Raw genomic sequence first — 16,708 nt, 5'->3', positions numbered from 1 at the left:
CAAACAGGTGAAATGAAAACTAAGCAAGTACTTATACTGTGTATCCTACTGACTCTCAATAGTGTTGTAGCGCAAGAAACCGTAAAACCTGGAGCTTATGATCCAAACCTATCGGGGCCTTATCTAGGTCAAAAACCACCCGGCCTAACTCCAGAGCCGTTTGCTCCCGGATTGGTAACAACTCAGCGATGGGAATACAGTGGTGTCTTTAGTCCAGATATGAAGGAATTTTATTTTCTCAGACAACCTGCGGATTCTAGTGAGAAGCAGGAATTTGTTGTCCACAAAAATGAAGGAAATAAATGGCAAGAGACAGTCATTTCCTCTCGCCAGGGACAGCCTTTTGTCTCCCCAGATGGTAAAACAATGCATTTAGGGAGGAGATTTAAGGAGCGTCAGAAAAATGGAGAATGGTCTGAATTAAAAAGGCTAGAATCCCCCTTCGACAGTTTGCCTATCATGCGCCTTACGGCTTCTTCAAAAGGCACATACTTTTTTGACGAATTCAAACGGGACTTTACAGGTGATATTCGCTATTCACGACTTGTGAATGGAAAGTATGAGGCACCGAGGTTACTGCACAAAGGAATTAATGCAGGAGGCAGTTTTCATCCTTTCATAGCCCCAGATGAGTCTTATCTGCTATTTGATAGTAAAAGAGAGGGAGGATTTGGAGATTCTGATATTTATGTCAGCTTTCGCCAACAGAATGGAGAATGGGGCGACCCCATCAATCTTGGTGATAAAATAAATACCGAAGCTTGGGAAGCTTCTGCCAGTGTAACGCCAGACGGAAAATACCTCTTCTTCAATAGGAATATGGGTTCAGAGAACTATGAGAACGTGGATATTTTTTGGATCAGTATGCAAGTTGTAGAAAACTTGAGACCCCAAAATTAATGCATACCTACCATCAACATGAGATGCCTGGCATTCGGCAATTATTATAAGTATGATGAGATAACTTAAAACACGAGTCTATGAAAAATGAACTGGTTCACTTTGCCATATACACAGATGACCTTAAACGTGCTAAAGGCTTTTACTCTGGTGTCTTTGAATGGGATTTTAATGCTTATGGCCCTTCCGACTTTGCTCAAATTACCCATAGAGATGGAGGAGAAATACCGATTGGTGCTCTTCAATCAAGACAATATAGCCCGATAGGTGAAAAGATTATCGGCCTTGAAGGTAGTATATCTGTAGAAGACATTAATGACACAATTGCCAAAGTAGAGGCATTTGGAGGTGCGATAGTCATGCCTAAAACTGCCATACCTAATGTAGGCTGGATATGCAAATTCAAAGATACTGAGGGTAATTTGCTGTGTGCCGTTCAATATGATCAAAATGCCAAAGGATAATGGAGAGGCCAATTCACCCTGACTTTTTGAAGCATCTCGAAATGAAGGAAATCAACCTGATAGAGCTATATGCAGATCTGAGAAACTACATTATAGAAATATGTCCGGATGCAAATGAATTACTTTATCATACTCACGCACTCACATCTGTCTATTCTTTGTCAGATAAGCTTGGGGATGCTTTCTGTATGATTCCAATCTACTCAAACCACCTGAATCTTGGATTTCATCAGGGGACACTTCTACCCGACAGAAATCAACTGCTCCAGGGAACGGGTAAACTCATTCGACACATTCCGGTGAAAAGATCTTCTGATTATAAAAACAAGGGCGTCAGGAAGTTAATTGATGATTCCATAGCCCTAGCCAAAGAGGAAATGACAAAGCCTTCAAAACTCAAAGGCCAAACTATATCGAAGATTAAAAACTAACTTCCCAACCCTTAGGCTGATTATAGAGCAACTCCCCTTTTCTGATTTCCAGCGGAGACTCAAAGTTATTATGATAGAGTTGGCCGGTTCCTAAGCCTTGAGGCAATAGGTTCTCATATTCCGCTGTAAACTGGGCAATTGCGTTGAGTCCAATATTGGACTCCAGCATAGAAGTCATCCACCAGCCAATGCCTCGCTCTTCAGCCAAGTCAATCCATTCCTGACAAGACCTGATTCCACCGACCAAAGAGGGTTTTAGAATAATGTATTGGGGCTTTATGGTATCCAGTAGTTTAACCTTGTCCTGAAGTGAGTGAACACCGATCAACTCTTCATCCAAGGCAATGGGCAACAGACCTTCTGCACAAAGCTCAGCCATTAAACCCCACTGACCAGGCTTAATCGGTTGTTCAATAGAATGAATCTCCAAAGAGGCCAGGTCCGTTAATCGCTCCCTGACATTCGATTCATCAAAAGCACCATTAGCATCAACCCTCAGGGTGATTTCATGAGCAGAGTAGCTTTGCCTGATAGACTCCAATAATTTGAATTCAGTGTCGAAATCAATAGCACCAATTTTCATTTTAATGGTATTGAAGCCAGCTTTGAGTTTTGCCTCTATCTGCTCCTGCATAAAGGATTCTTCTCCCATCCATATCAGCCCGTTGATAGGAGTTCGTTTCTTACCCTGCCAGAACTGATTGTCGAAGATTTTGAATTGGCAGCCATTAACGTAGTCCAACAAGACGGTCTCGAGCCCAAAGCGAATGGACGGAAAATCAGCGGGGATTTGTTCTGTCACCCACATAAGAATTTCATCAGCAGACTCGGGGATTTCAAGAGAAGCCAGTTCTTGAAGCATATCTGTAAGTACCGCTTCAAAGTCCTCAGTATAATCTTCTGAAAGGCCCTTAAGCGGACTTACCTCACCCCAGGCGACTAAATTGGGTTGAGCAGGATCATAAGCTTTGACCGTCCAGGTTTCCTTCTCGGTGAATGAGCCTCGGGAAGTACCCGCTGTAAATGTAAAATGGAGTGTATATGGAATAATTTCGAACTTCAGCTTCATATCTATTCTGGAACATGCTCTAATACCCAATCGATAGCATCAGTTCCCATAACCCTGCGAATAAAAAGTATGTCATTTGAAAAGGAATAAACAACCACATGATTATCAGTTGTTTGCTGGGGAAACAAAAGCTTTATCCTGATGCCTTTGCTTTGATTTGCAAATACCTCTTTTATAGCCAATGATTTTGTTCTTTCAATAAAATCTTGACTAGACTTCATATCATTGATATTCAATTCATAAATTCCCTCTAAATACCACATATCAGGTTTCGGGCTGAGCATGTAACCGACTAATTTACCCCTGGATAAAATTCCAACCCTCTCCAATTCTATTTCTTTTCTAATAACCTCTTCACGTATTTGCCAATAATATCAAATTCGAGATTGACCTGATCGCCAATTCTTAAATAGCGGAATACGGTATGTTCGTAGGTATAAGGAATAATCGCCACACGGAACTTTCCTTCTTCTGAATTAAAGCAGGTAAGGCTGGTGCCATTGATACAAACGGAGCCTTTCTCAACAGTAACATTTCCCTCTGAAGGATCATATTCGAAGTCGAAAAGCCAGCTACCATCCTGCTCCTGAATATCCGTAACTGTACCAATTTGATCCACATGTCCTTGCACCACATGCCCGTCAAACCGTCCATTAGCCACCATACAACGCTCTAGATTCACTTTATCGCCCACTTTCCATTGTCCGAGGCTTGTCTTTTGCAAAGTCTCATCAATGGCTGTTACCCTGTGAAAGTCATCATGAACAGCCACCACGGTCAGGCACACGCCATTGTGGGACACACTCTGGTCTACCTTCAATTCAAAACTGAATTTACTCTGTATATCGAAATGGTAATTGCTTCCCTCCTGTTCAATGGAGCTGATTGTACCTACGGTTTCTATGATGCCTGTAAACATAGAGCAAGTTTAAGCATAGTATGATAGAGTTAACAAGCTTTTAGAGATTTAGTTGGGTAATCTGTTGACTTGATTCAAACAAAAAAGGACAAGCCAAAGGCCTGTCCTCTTAATCAGTTGAATTAATCTTAACCCGGGTTAGGAACAATAGTCATGGTATCGCCCCAATTGCCTACCTGCCAACTGGCAATCATAGTTCCACCCTGGACTCTTCCACCGGTAGAGTTATTGATATAACCTGCTCCACCGTTCTGACCTCCCGGTCCTGAAATTGATTGGATTCTTACTCCGAACTGAGTAATTGAACCGTACTTTTGAATCTGTGCTTGCATCTGTTCGATGTCTTCAGCTACTGAACTCATAATAATGTTGTTTATTGTTAAAAATGTGTTTACCTATTTAAGTAACTGAAAATAAATGAGATATAAAAGGTAACTTCCAGTTTTGGTGAAATTACCAGGTTGATTTCAATGCTGAAAATTGGTTTAACAACAACTCAAAAAATTAGTCAAGAAGTTAAATCTCATTCGTCATTTTCTTCTGGTTGACCTATCTTCGGGCGCTCAATATGCAGGACAGTTACAGACATAAGGGAATGAGGAGACAACTGGTAAAAGTTGTCAGAGAAAAGGGAATTAAGGATGAGCGCATTCTGGAAGCAATCGGGAAAATTCCGAGGCATTACTTCTTTGAAAATGCCTTGGTAGAGCATGCCTATGAAGATAAGGCCTTTCCTATTGGTTCAGGACAGACCATCTCACAACCTTATACCGTGGCATTTCAAACTGAACTATTGAATGTAAAACCTGGCGACAAAATCTTCGAAATCGGAACAGGTTCGGGTTATCAGTCTATTGTCTTGCTTGAATTGGGTGCTGAAGTATACACCATAGAGTATCAGAAAGAGCTATATGAACGCACCAGACGATTTCTACCTCAAATGGGCTATCAACCCAACTTCTACTATGGTGACGGTTCTCAAGGTATGCCACGTTTTGCACCTTACGACAAAATCATAGTCACCGCAGGCGCCCCTACTGTTCCCGATGCCCTCATCGATCAGCTTAAAGTTGGTGGTATTTTGGTTATCCCTGTAGGCGATGCCAAAACCCAGCAAATGCTTCGTATCACCAAAACAGCCGTCAATAGAGTCCGAACGGAAACCTTTACCAACTTCAAGTTTGTTCCATTGCTCGGAGCCGATGGCTGGAGGAAATGATTTTCAGGCTCTTGATCTTTGAAGTTTGGGGTGAAATTTCATAGCCCTATTTGGGCAGAAACCCAAAGCCATGACGGTAGAATATTCTAAAATATCTTATCCTAAAGAATTAAAACTCGCAATTCATTAATTACTTTTGCATTGAACAAAATATACTATGGCGAAGCAACCAAAGAAGGCAAGTGAATCAAGCGTAACCATGACGGAGTTGGTACTCCCGAACGACACCAATACGCTGAACAACTTAATGGGTGGTAGACTTATGCACTGGATGGATGTAGTAACAGCTATTGCAGCTCAAAAACACTCCAATCGCATTGTGGTAACTGCTTCAGCCGACAACATCTCCTTCAAAAACCCCATCCAACTAGGCGATGTGGTTACACTAACTGCCAAGGTAACCCGTGCCTTCAGTAGTTCTATGGAGGTTTATGTTGAAGTATATGCCGAAAACATCCCTTCTGGTACAAAATTCAAGAGCCACAGTGCCTTCTTCACCTTTGTTGCGGTAGATCAGGGCGGCCGACCTATCGATGTGCCTGAGTTGGTTCCTGAAACTGACGAGGAAAAGGAGCTTTACGAAGGAGCCTTAAGAAGAAGACAATTAAGACTTGTGCTGGCTAAACGCATGAAACCGGAAGATGCCACAGAACTCAAGAGCATCTTTTTTGACAAAGCTATCGGTCAGGTACAATAATTCTTTGAACTATCCCTTGTTGCCAATCAGGGATCGACTATTTTTGGTTTATGTCTGACAGAGCCTTTCTTGCTGAATTCATAACCGAACCGCTTTACCTGATCAGTGAAAAAGATCAGGTAAAGGCCGATTATCCTTCGGTTGAAGAGAAGGCAGCAGAACCTGCCCGAGTGGAAGAACCTAAGGCCAAAGTAGAGTTGAAAGCCCTCACTACATCGGGGAACAATCTGAAAGGCTGTATCATTCTGGTTTCCTGGGGAGATGAAGCCGTTGCCAGCGAAAAGGAATTACTACTGAAGATTCTGAGCTCTGTTAAACTCGGAGAAGGCGATGTACTCATCGCGCATGCCAGCGGTGCTTCCCATGAGCAGATTGAAGCGCTCTTGGCTGAACAGAATCATAAACATGTATTGGATTTTGGTACCTCTTTGCTCGATCAAGTGAAAAACTCACCTTCTTATACTCCGGTAGCCAATGGTTATAAGAAATACCTGAAGGCAGATAGGTTGGACAGCATTGCAACCAGTGTCGACCAAAAGAAGGCTTTATGGAAAGCCCTTCAGGATATATTCCTTTAGAGCGTCTCCTGCCTGAAAAGGTCAATTTCCTTATACAGTAGTTTGGCTGACTTGTTCACCAGGCTTCTAAATTCATTGAAGTCTTTGGGCCATTTACCTCTTAAAGGTCCACTGAAATACACCGTTACCTCATGAGGTTCCTCAAGATCAAATCCTATTTGTCTAAAGTGTAAATCCCTGAAAGGATAGAGTGCTGTTCTCAATGGTTCTGGAAGAAAATGAAGAATACTCTTAATGGTCGGGTGCCAGTAAAAGCTAAGATATACTTCCATTATCTTACCTCCTTGATAACTAGTGAAATAACCAGATTCATGCAAGTCAGGAATTTCTCTGAACATATTCTCTACAGCATACCTTAATTCTTCTGAAAGAAGTCTGGTCAAGGCATGATGAGACTCCTGTTCTTCTTTGAAATAACTGAATCGATAATCCCGAGAAACTACTTGTCCTGTATTGGCATCCCATTTATGTGCCTCAATACTTCTCGAAGTTTTAGCTTCATCCAGTATATCAAAATAGAGGCCATCTGGACGAGCTTTCTTTAAATCGAGACTTAGCGCCTCGAGCACCATACGTTCCTGAATTTCATTTCTTCTGGACAAAATCACATGAGGGCACTGGATCTTTTCAAGTAACTCCAAAATCCTGCCTTGATCGACCATCTGCTTTTGCCAAAGTAGCAGAACCTTATCCCTAACCTTTGCTTCCGCTCCGTCAATCTTCAGCGACCATTCCAGTTTGAGATCAGGAATTTGAGATAGATATTGACCCGCTAAGTTCAGCAGGTCAATATCATTAAGATTCAGATTGGATGCCATTACCAGTTTTTAGGATCAGCATCGTTCCATACTTTCTCTGCTACAGAAGCAAAGTCTCCCCCAATCTCTTTGAAGGCACTTACAATATCATCCTTAGCATAACCACCTGTTTGCAACAAAATACCCAGCTCTTTAGGGTCACCTATATGATAAACATCTTCTAAAGCAGTGGTAGCATCTTTAACGCCTATGTGCATAGCATTAAACACTGCAGGCACTGCCATGAAAGGAACCTTCAAGTCATTAAGCATTATTGTGGCAACCTGATTGGCATTTAGCCCTAACTGACCTAAAGCTATTCCTATATTAGAGGGATCCATTTGGTAGCTGGTTTGTAAACCCTTGGCTATCACATCGGCACTATAGCCCATTGTTCCCTCCATATACTGAAGACTTGCTTTTAATCCAGCACTCGGAACACCTATAGAGTTAAGTCCATTTAAAAGACCTTCAGCCGTATTTTCTACAGGGGTAATCAACTTGGAAGTGATAGCTTTAAGATACCCCACCGGATTATTCATTAGGGCCATAATCAAAGGCATTGGGTTATCTATGATATATTGGATGATAGCCTGTATCACCGATTCTACTGAAGTGCTTCCATTTAATACAGCCACCCCCATATCGATATCTTCTCCCAGAAAAACAATGTGTATTCCGGCTTCAAAGCTGTACTGCATACAGGTTATCTGAGCGCTGATCTTATTGGCAGAGGTCAAATCCCCTATCTCCTTAGGCATTGGTATCGGAGATTTGGGCTCGAAAGATATTGCCCCTCTCAAGCCATTGCTGTTTAACGTAAAGGCCGTATCTACCTGTGCTAACGTTCCAAAATCGAAGTCAATGGTGATCCCTTCTTCACCTACCTTAGCATTAATGCTTTGGGCCGGTAAGTCCAGAAATTGGGCTTTACCATTGATGGTTCCCTGTGGAATATTCTGTGTACTCAGACTTATATCGAAGCTTGGTCCATTGGCAGAGACCATAGTTTGCATAGGTGCATTTTCAGTAGACTTGTTATCCTCAGCAGATTTCGGTATTGCTCCATTTGGCACCTGTTTTCTTTGAATCGCTGGTATATCCCCGTCACTGGTCAAACTAAAAACCTCGGCAATGTTTATAGGATCAGCCTGATATTTACCCGAGTAACTCTTTCCTTTCACTATCTGCATATCACCAAAAAACTTATAGCCGATAATGGAAACGTAAGATTCTACACTAAACCCAGGCTTACCTGGTTGACCGTTCGGTAAAGTCACTGACTTTTGGCACCAGGTGAAAGAAGGATTCTCCAATTCAAACCCCAGACCTGTATTCACTAATCCCGGTAATCCACAAAGCTGTATGAAATTGTTAAAGTCAACAGAAGAAGCACCAAATGATATATAAAGAGGAACCGGTACATCACCTTCAACATCACAGACTATGGTGAAGCTGGAGGTTGGCATGTTCATCCCCTTTAAAGCTCCTTCAGCCGTAATACCTACCAAACAGCCCGGGGGATCGAAGATTACCCCAAGTTCTCCACCTATGTTTTTCAGGGTAAGGATATCATCAAGGATTGGCGGTAAATCAATCCCCTGCGGGGCATTAATATCCAGACCTGCCTCAGCAGAAGCCATACCCGAAGGAGAAACACTAACAGCCATATTGACATTCGCTGGTAATGTCTGATTATTAAATAATGTGACTGGCAATGTAGCCAATACTTGGAATTTAGCTGACGGAGGACTGGATAAAGGACTTACTGACAGGTTAACTGTAGGGTTATTCAGTGTTAGACTGAGCCCGGAACCAGCATTCAGGTTCACCTTATCTGTTTTGAAAGAAACAAGCAGAAAGGCATCCGTTGGCTTTACCCCACCAGTATTCACGGTAATTGTTGAAGGAGCTGTACAATCCTTGGGTAACATATCATTAAGAACGCCAAATAGTGGAGCAGGAAAATGAATATTACTAACCGTTACATCAGCGTCAAAAGTAAGGGAAGAACCGTTGGTTGTAGGATTGTGTATGTTACTAAGGGCAAAATCAGGGTAGCCTGATGGTAAAGACACCTTAAGTGTCTCCAAATACTGACTTAAGTTCATATATGTTTATTGTTTTGGTTAAAGTCTGATAATAGGGTAAAATCTGCTTCGCTCCTATCCCTTCTTACAGAAAATCAGCCCAAGTATAAAATCAAAATACTTTTCCTTCGATAAGCTCTATACCCAGACTCATTAGTATTCTCCTTATGTATTCATTCTGTTGATTTATAAATATTTTAGTATCATAATATTTTTAGTATTATTGACTAATGAAACGATCTGGACATACTGATTTACCCTTACATCACGGGACAGTACCAAGATGGCTGGCTGAAAGAATGGCCAAACTGGGAAGGGCTATTACTGAGGTGATTGTAATGGAATATGGACGTGATGAGTTCATTCAAAGAATCAGTGATCCCTTCTGGTTTCAGTCATTGGGAGCGGTCATGGGAATGGACTGGCACTCCTCCGGTATTACTACTTCAGTTGTGGGAGCCTTGAAGCGCACTATCAACCCGATCTCAGATGAATTGGGGATTTATGTTTGCGGAGGCCGGGGGAAACACTCCAGAAACACTCCGCAAGAACTGATTGAAGTAGGATATAAAACAGGACTCAACGGGAATGAACTGGCGAGGTCGAGCCGCCTGACGGCTAAAGTAGACAATACGGCCATTCAGGATGGCTTTAATATTTACCTGCACTCTTTCTTTGTATCGAAAGAAGGTCAGTGGTCTGTGGTACAGCAGGGCATGAATACGGAAACGGCTTATGCGAGGCGATACCATTGGCATTCTCAGGCTTTTGCAGCTTATCTCAATGAACCTCATACTGCAGTATTTGGTCAGAATCAGGGTGATATTCTGAATCTGACTGCAGCAGATTCTGATGCAACCAAGTCGGGCATTTTATCACTAAGCCGGGAAAAACCAGAATTAATCCGGAAGGAAATGCAACGTTACCTCTGCATGCCTGCACATCATGAAGTACGGGCTAAAGATGTTGACCTGAAAAGATTGGGTGCTACTCTGGCCCTGGCTCATCATTCAGACATTAAACAATTCGAAGACTTATTACTGCTTCAGGGAGTAGGCCCCAGAACCATTCAATCACTCACCTTGGTCAGTGAAGTAATTCATGGCACCCCATCGCGTTTTAAAGACCCTGCCCGTTTCTCATTCGCTCATGGTGGCAAAGACGGGCACCCTTTCCCGGTTCCTCTAAAGGTTTATGATGAAACACTCTCTGTTCTGCGCCATGGCATAGAAAAGGCAAAAGTAGGGCTTTCCGACAAGCAGAAAGCCATTAAAAGTCTTCACCGAATCTCTGCTCAAATGGAAAAAGACTTTCAGCCCAATGCGAACTTTGAAGAAGTAATAGCCAAAGAAAAAGCTGAAAGCTATAAGTATGGCGGAATGACAGTGAACGGGCCGGCCAAGCGGCCCGTATCACCGCGTCTTCGTCAGTTGAGTCTGTTCTAAGAACGAAGATCTTTATCTCTTACCTCCAGGGCCTGATTCACTTCCTGTACCGTTGCCGGAGCATCCAGCTTAAACAAACCGGAAAGTCCTCTCTCAATTCTGCTGGCCCTGATAGCAGACTTGATCGCAAAGAACACACTGGAAGCCAACACCAATGGTGGTTCCCCTACTTCTTTGCTGGACAGTAGTTCATTTGGATTTTCAGGCACCTCCGAGGAGTTATCCCGTGGGTACAGGTAAGTATTCATTTCCAACGGAATAGTTGTTACTGCCGGTGGCTTATACCTCCAGGTATTCAGTGTATTCAATCGACCGACTTCCTCTCCTTCCGGTTCAAAAACCAGTTTCTCGGTAGTCACATAGCCTACTCCCTGAACAAAGGCTCCTTCTACCTGACCAATATCAATGGCCGGGTTTAGGCTCCATCCCATATCAAAGACAATATCCGAACGCAGAATCTTAACTTCTCCTGTGAGTATATCTACTTCCACTTCAGAACAGGCTGCCGAGAAAGTCCACCCGACAAAGGAGTCTACTACTCCACTGGTGGATGGCACTTCAGCCAACTCAATACCGGGTATTTCCTTCTGTTCATCCAGAGGTTTAAAGGTCATTGCCGGGATTGGGGTAGTTCCTCCCGGAATAGGCGCTGTAAATGAAGCAATCAGGTCGACCCTGTTCTGATAAGCCAAACCGACCAGGTTTTGCCAGATGAGTCTTGGATGTTGGTCAATTCCGGGCCTGATGACACTCGCTGACCAGCCTTCTACACCATAATTCCAATAATCTATTCCATTGGCTTTACACCAGTCTTCACCATTGTCTTTCAGTAAATCCTGAGCAAAGTCCATTAACCTCGACCGCATTTTCTGACAGGCCTGTTTCACTGCTTTACCATTGTAGGCAGTTCCTGTAGAACCTCCGGTACTGGTCGGGTTAGGAATTACTTTGGTAGATGGGCTGTGAATCTGAATCAGATCCATAGGCACATTGAGAATATAGGAGGCGATTTGCTCTACTTTGGTCATCATGCCCTGTCCCATATCGACACCACCCTGATTGATGGTAATACTGCCATCGCCAGAGAAGACGGAAACGATAGCTGCTGCCTGTTCAATCATCACCAGGTTGTAGCCTGAGCCATATTTGACGGGAACGGCATAAATGCCTCGCTTCTTCCACTTGTTCTTACTGTTGAATTCCGCAACGGCCTTAACCCGATTGTGGTAGTCACTCTTTTCTGCCACATATTTCCAGACATCTCTCATATAACAATAAGAGAGTGCCTGACCGAATGGTGTGACATCACCACGCTGGTACATATTCTTCAGACGCAGATCGTAAGGGTCCATATCTACACTGAATGCTGCATCATCTACCGCATTTTCCAGAATCAATTTGCCCTGCATATCTCCAAAGGCCCGCATGGCCGTATTAGGCGCCTTGTTGGTTCGGCATACATCGAGCTGTGATTCGAAGTTTTTGATGAGATAGGCATTGTCCATACGCAACTGAACACAGTTACTTACAATAAAGGAACAGTCATAGAAGGCCCCGCCATCTCCCCAGAGCTTCACTAATAGTCCACGGATGATACCTTTATCTTCTCCCCTTATATCTCCCTGATCTACAGCTATTTGATATTGACCATAATAACCATGCCTTTTACCAATCATAGCCGTATCATGCTCCCTTTTCATGGCCATACGGATAGGAATATCCAAGGCACGAGCTGCTACGGCCACAGGTCCTGTGACAAACTTGGCCTGCTCGGTCTTACCTCCGTATCCACCGCCCAATTGACGGACATCAACGTTGATTTTATTATGCTCTGAAGCCAGGGAAATAGCCACAGTTTGATGCATTTCCATCGGGCTTTGTGAGGAAGGATGTACTTTGATCTGATCGTCATCTTCAGGGAATGCTACGCAAGCCTGCGTCTCCATATAGAAGTGGATTTGCTCTCCTGAGATCTGAGTATTTTCCACCACGAGACAGCTGTTGCCATCGATCCTGGTTTTACGTTTAGCCGGTTTCTTATCTAATGGATCCTTATTTTCATTAGTCCAGTATAGCTCTGTTCCCGGTCTGGTGATCTTCCAGATGTGAGTAACAAATGGTGCCGTTTTGGGACAATCGGGAAAGATACTTCCTTTTTCAATCGCCTCATCCAGACTCATAATAGGCTTTTCCCATCCTTTAGACCAATTGATTGGTTGATATCCCAGACAATAAGAAGAAGCAAATTCAGCGATTTCTATGGCCAATTGTTCGCTATCGGCAATGACCATAGCAATGACCTGGCCTGGGTAAAGAATCTGATCTACGGCAAAGAGTGGCTGATCGGCTCCCATCCCCTGATAGTTGACTCCACCAACAGGGATGTCTTCATGATTGATGAGGGCATAAAAGCCTTCGAACTGATCTGCTAACAAGTCGGCCAGCTCATCGCGAGTGATTTGCTTACCATTTTCCGGGTTAATGAAATGGTAACGAGCCAGGGTTCTCTGACTTTGAATAAAAGCCGCATTCTGGCCCATTGGTGGCATTTCTATTTCATGGGTATAGTGTACCTCACCCATGGCCTGATGAAAAGCCATTAACTTGATATAGGGTTGTGAAACAGGTGCTTTATAATCCTGGTTCTTGTAATGCTGTATTCCTCCACTGACTCCCCAGTTACCCCAGTCGATTTTACCTGCGGAGGCAATATTCTCAGGAATCTCTTTCGGTTTCTTGTCAACAATGGCCCTTACAATAGCCTTATAGACATAAGATAATGCCAGGTTGATTTTATATTCATTGGTGAAGCCTTCGGATGGAAGTCCTTTAAACCTTCCCTTTTCATCCCAGAAGGCTAGTTCCTTTCTTGTCTCACGCTTAACAATACCCAACAAACGTGGCAACAGGTCCAAAGAGAGTTCTTTACCTATCAACCATCGCTCTGCATTCTTTGCATGCCAGGTAATGGGCGCGATGCCGCCATAGACAACCGAAGCTTCTTTAATAGTCAGGTCCTTATGAAACTCCAGTCTAATCGTTGAATTAACTATGGAGTGTGAATTCACTTCTCGGAGTGCCACCTTTTGTGAGAGAATCATCTCCTCTCCTTTTCCTGCAGGAATAAAATACCTGACGATAATGAGATCATCTGCCAATGACGGATTAGCTCTTAGTTTTCTCACCAGAACATCAACATGGTCTTCCATGGTTTTACCGGTAGATACTCGCAGGTAGGTAATAGTAGCATTATTGGCATCAAGAGCAGTAAACAAGTCTGAAGGGAATGGTTCGCCATGCATCAGGTGCTTGAGTACCAACATGGTATTTCCTGCTATTGAAGCTGCATTACGCACAATCATTCCCGCAGTACGATGAACCATGTATAAGCTGGCCCCTAGTCGGCTGGTTGGTTCCGACTTGAGTGCTTCCAGAAAATCAAAGAGCTCGGAATAAGTAGTGGTTGCACCAAAGGATATACCTTTATCCGTTTTCTCTATCCCCTTTAACTCTTCAATTAGCTTAATGTCTACCATCAGGTTCACTTCAGGGTATTCATCCGCATAAATACCGAATGATGTATTTCCGAACACGATACGGGTAGTGTTGCCCGGATGCTTACGCATAATCTTCTTCAGGCCATCCAGGGTATGTGGTGTTACCCAGTCACATTGGCTTTCAAGAATCCGGGTATCAGGTAATGGCGCTTTTGCCGCTTCAGGGAAAGGAATCTTCACCTGATCATGCACCAATACCTCTTCGCACTTATCCTCTGTCTTACACTTCATTCTTTCAGCCTCATCTTTAGCGGTCCAGTCAGAAGCGAATGTTTTCATACCGGTCAGGATGGCTCTGTATCCTGTGCAACGACATATATTGCCATCGAATGCTTCTTCTATCTGTTGCTTCGTAGGTGACGGATTCTTAGCTAGGAAAGCGGACATGTTCATCACAAAACCCACTGTGCAATAGCCACACTGTGAACCATTATTAATGGCCAATCGATGAGCCACCGGGTTAATACCCTCGTGCAGGTCATGTAAATCTTCATCACCCAGGTTGACAGCAGTCATACCCTTGGCTGATTCCACCTTGGCTAAAACGGCCTGTGCCAGTGTCTTTTTCTTATCCTGATGACTCAGTAGTTGCTTTTTAGATTCATTCCATCGTTCCGTAGGTTGAATGGCACCAGGGACTGATCCCCTGGTGGCAGGTACCATATAAGTCAGGTGCTTGTTTTCCGGACGCTTTGTACCACCGGTTCCTTCAATGGTCGTGATGGAAAGCCCTCCCAGAGAGCAAACAGGTCTCAGACAGGAGTTGATTGATTTATGCTCTGCTTCCTGCTTTTTATGATTCCAGGAAGACATGATGACCGTACAGGCCCCACATCCACCCTGACCACAACCTTTCTTGGCTCCCGTGAGGCCAATTTCCTGTGATCTTAAAAAATCAATAAGCAGTAGTTTTGGAGATGGATTCTCCAAAACTACTTGCTGACCATTTAGAAAAAATGATACTTGGTTTGACATATGTCGATTGAGTTAAGTGTGTCTATTTTCTTTTAATAAAGTGCTTGGTATAGCCTTCCTGTAAATGCTGAAGGAAGTGTTTATCTCCGGTCTTATTGGAAGTACCTGTTACATGATTGACCATTTTGGCCATGACCCGATGCAGATCATTCTCATGGCTTTCATCAATCTCAGTATCCCACTTAAGTGGCTTGACATCCGCAAAGTCCTTTCTCGGTTGGTCTTCAGTCAATACCCCCGAAAGGCTTGGAGCGGCCTCATCTCTGGCTGTAAGGTGTCCCTTCAATTGGAAGCATTCCTGCGCTGTCTTAATGATCGAGCTATGATCGTAAGGTAAATCACCCTTCGGTCTGGCTATCAGACCTGGTTTTATCCATGGACTGATTAATATACACGGCACCCGTACGCCAAAACGATTGAACAGGAAACCATCCTGGCCAGGTTTATTCTCCGGATCAGGATTCTTCGCCTCTCCCGGAGGTGGCACATGATCATAGCATCCACCGTGTTCGTCATAGGTAATCACGAAAAGTGTCTCATTGAAAACGGGTGATGACTTGACGGCATGATACAAATCTGCCATTAACTGTTCTCCCGGTCTGATGTCTGCCGGTGGGTGCTGATCATTTTGCCCCGCACCACCATAGCATGGCTCCAGAAAGGAATAGCTGGGTAATTGGCCGGAAGCACAAAGCTTTTTGAAGTCGTCTAGCGTACCGAAGTTATCGTCATACTTAGCATCATGCAATTGAGTCATGCAAAGCCTGGTGAGTGAGAAATGATCATCCTTGGTCTCTCCGGGTTTGTCCTTTTCTCTTTTGTATTCGCTCGTAGGCATCAGGTTACTACTGTAAATCCCCCAACTCAGGTCCTTTCTGCCTCCATCAATGGCTTCCTGGATCTGATTGTAGATGGTTTTACCATCGCAGAAGGCGTTAGGCGAATTGTTGACATTGCCGCCCGAAGTAGCTGCATGCACAAAAGAACGATTGGGCAGGGTTTGACTGGGGACGGAACAATGATAATGATCGCAGACAGCAAAGTCTTTCGCCAGGCCAGATAAAACCGGTGTCTGATCCGGAGTAAAGCACTTCATGATATCCCTTGGGTTGCTGGGTTGGTCGCCAAAACTATAAGCACCATAGAGCATGGCGTTCTGATAGTTCTGTACAAAACCCATGTTCACCGGTTTGGGTGGATAAAGGGCCCCGACATTATACTCACTGAAGAGCTGATGATTGGTGTCTTTAAAGCCTTCTCCCGGATCGGGATCAGGAAAACAAAAGTCAGGATCTACCTTTTTGGTGCGTCCGTATTTATCTTTTTGAATACCGTTCTTCTGTATGGATACCTTCTCAATAAATGGCATTCCATCACTGTCGATATTATTAAGCGGATTCCAAAGGTGCTCATTTAGTCCTTCGAAGTATTGGTCATAAGGAGGTTTTTCCTCGTCATATAACCAGCCGAGGAGATTATCAAAAGAGCGGTTCTCCAGCATGAGTACCACTATATGTTTGATATTCTCCTGCAGCTTTTTAGTCTGTGGAGGCAGATACTGGCTCAT

The 16,708-nt window shown here is 43.6% G+C and carries 15 protein-coding genes; 7 read left to right on the top strand and 8 right to left on the bottom strand.

Translation table 11 applies throughout. The annotated features are described in order from the left end of the window. The first annotated feature begins 12 nt into the window (after positions 1-12). From ACOOEY_RS20330 to ACOOEY_RS20320, 3 genes are all read left to right on the top strand, one after another. Positions 13-900, top strand: a complete 888-nt coding sequence (locus ACOOEY_RS20330; protein WP_420386566.1) for a hypothetical protein — start codon at positions 13-15, stop codon at positions 898-900. Positions 901-980: 80 nt separating this feature from the next. Beyond that, a complete protein-coding gene (locus tag ACOOEY_RS20325) occupies positions 981-1,364 on the top strand; it encodes a VOC family protein (RefSeq protein ID WP_420386565.1) in 384 nt (127 codons plus the stop codon). Further along, complete coding sequence (locus ACOOEY_RS20320; protein ID WP_420386564.1) at positions 1,364-1,795, top strand: DUF1801 domain-containing protein; 432 nt, start codon at positions 1,364-1,366, stop codon at positions 1,793-1,795. Before ACOOEY_RS20325 ends, ACOOEY_RS20320 begins: the two co-directional genes overlap by 1 nt. On the opposite strand, the gene ACOOEY_RS20315 is transcribed toward ACOOEY_RS20320, so the two are convergent. From ACOOEY_RS20315 to ACOOEY_RS20300, 4 genes are all read right to left on the bottom strand, one after another. Next, positions 1,785-2,864 carry an o-succinylbenzoate synthase gene (locus ACOOEY_RS20315; protein ID WP_420386563.1) on the bottom strand — a complete coding sequence of 360 codons (1,080 nt, stop codon included), beginning with the start codon at positions 2,862-2,864 and terminating at the stop codon, positions 1,785-1,787. The two genes, ACOOEY_RS20320 and ACOOEY_RS20315, sit on opposite strands and share 11 nt — an antisense overlap. A gap of 2 nt (positions 2,865-2,866) precedes the next feature. Continuing rightward, positions 2,867-3,193: a hypothetical protein gene (locus ACOOEY_RS20310; RefSeq protein ID WP_420386562.1), complete on the bottom strand. Its 327-nt coding sequence runs from the start codon at positions 3,191-3,193 to the stop codon at positions 2,867-2,869. 2 nt (positions 3,194-3,195) lie between these two features. Further along, positions 3,196-3,783 carry a riboflavin synthase gene (locus ACOOEY_RS20305; RefSeq protein WP_420386561.1) on the bottom strand — a complete coding sequence of 196 codons (588 nt, stop codon included), beginning with the start codon at positions 3,781-3,783 and terminating at the stop codon, positions 3,196-3,198. A 128-nt stretch (positions 3,784-3,911) separates the two neighbouring features. Further along, positions 3,912-4,145, bottom strand: a complete 234-nt coding sequence (locus ACOOEY_RS20300; protein ID WP_420386560.1) for a hypothetical protein — start codon at positions 4,143-4,145, stop codon at positions 3,912-3,914. Between the two features lie 233 nt (positions 4,146-4,378). Here ACOOEY_RS20300 and ACOOEY_RS20295 point away from each other — a divergent pair, with 233 nt between their 5' ends. The 3 genes from ACOOEY_RS20295 to ACOOEY_RS20285 all read left to right on the top strand — a co-directional run bounded on the left by ACOOEY_RS20295 (position 4,379) and on the right by ACOOEY_RS20285 (position 6,277). Further along, the gene (locus ACOOEY_RS20295; RefSeq protein WP_420386559.1) at positions 4,379-5,002 is read left to right on the top strand and encodes a protein-L-isoaspartate(D-aspartate) O-methyltransferase; all 624 of its coding nucleotides are present in this window, start codon (positions 4,379-4,381) and stop codon (positions 5,000-5,002) included. A gap of 157 nt (positions 5,003-5,159) precedes the next feature. Continuing rightward, the gene (locus ACOOEY_RS20290; RefSeq protein WP_420386558.1) at positions 5,160-5,699 is read left to right on the top strand and encodes an acyl-CoA thioesterase; all 540 of its coding nucleotides are present in this window, start codon (positions 5,160-5,162) and stop codon (positions 5,697-5,699) included. Positions 5,700-5,749: 50 nt separating this feature from the next. Further along, entirely contained in the window at positions 5,750-6,277 is a 528-nt protein-coding gene (locus ACOOEY_RS20285) for a hypothetical protein (protein WP_420386557.1), read from the top strand. Here the strand turns inward: ACOOEY_RS20285 and ACOOEY_RS20280 are convergent. Together ACOOEY_RS20280 and ACOOEY_RS20275 are read right to left on the bottom strand one after the other, a co-directional pair. Beyond that, positions 6,274-7,095: a hypothetical protein gene (locus ACOOEY_RS20280; protein ID WP_420386556.1), complete on the bottom strand. Its 822-nt coding sequence runs from the start codon at positions 7,093-7,095 to the stop codon at positions 6,274-6,276. The genes ACOOEY_RS20285 and ACOOEY_RS20280 overlap by 4 nt on opposite strands. Beyond that, the gene (locus ACOOEY_RS20275) at positions 7,095-9,185 is read right to left on the bottom strand and encodes a hypothetical protein (protein ID WP_420386555.1); all 2,091 of its coding nucleotides are present in this window, start codon (positions 9,183-9,185) and stop codon (positions 7,095-7,097) included. Before ACOOEY_RS20275 ends, ACOOEY_RS20280 begins: the two co-directional genes overlap by 1 nt. Before the next feature lie 209 nt (positions 9,186-9,394). Between ACOOEY_RS20275 and ACOOEY_RS20270 the strand changes: the two genes are divergently transcribed. Then, positions 9,395-10,609 carry a DUF763 domain-containing protein gene (locus tag ACOOEY_RS20270; RefSeq protein ID WP_420386554.1) on the top strand — a complete coding sequence of 405 codons (1,215 nt, stop codon included), beginning with the start codon at positions 9,395-9,397 and terminating at the stop codon, positions 10,607-10,609. Here the strand turns inward: ACOOEY_RS20270 and ACOOEY_RS20265 are convergent. Both ACOOEY_RS20265 and ACOOEY_RS20260 read right to left on the bottom strand, forming a co-directional pair. Continuing rightward, complete coding sequence (locus ACOOEY_RS20265) at positions 10,606-15,141, bottom strand: molybdopterin cofactor-binding domain-containing protein (protein ID WP_420386553.1); 4,536 nt, start codon at positions 15,139-15,141, stop codon at positions 10,606-10,608. The two genes, ACOOEY_RS20270 and ACOOEY_RS20265, sit on opposite strands and share 4 nt — an antisense overlap. 22 nt (positions 15,142-15,163) lie before the next feature. Then, entirely contained in the window at positions 15,164-16,708 is a 1,545-nt protein-coding gene (locus ACOOEY_RS20260) for an alkaline phosphatase family protein (RefSeq protein ID WP_420386552.1), read from the bottom strand.

Origin of the sequence: Roseivirga sp. (assembly GCF_965216855.1) — a bacterium.
GTDB lineage: Bacteria > Bacteroidota > Bacteroidia > Cytophagales > Cyclobacteriaceae > Roseivirga.
The sequence above is the reverse complement of the archived record's forward strand: the minus strand, read 5'-3'. Positions and strand labels throughout refer to the sequence as shown.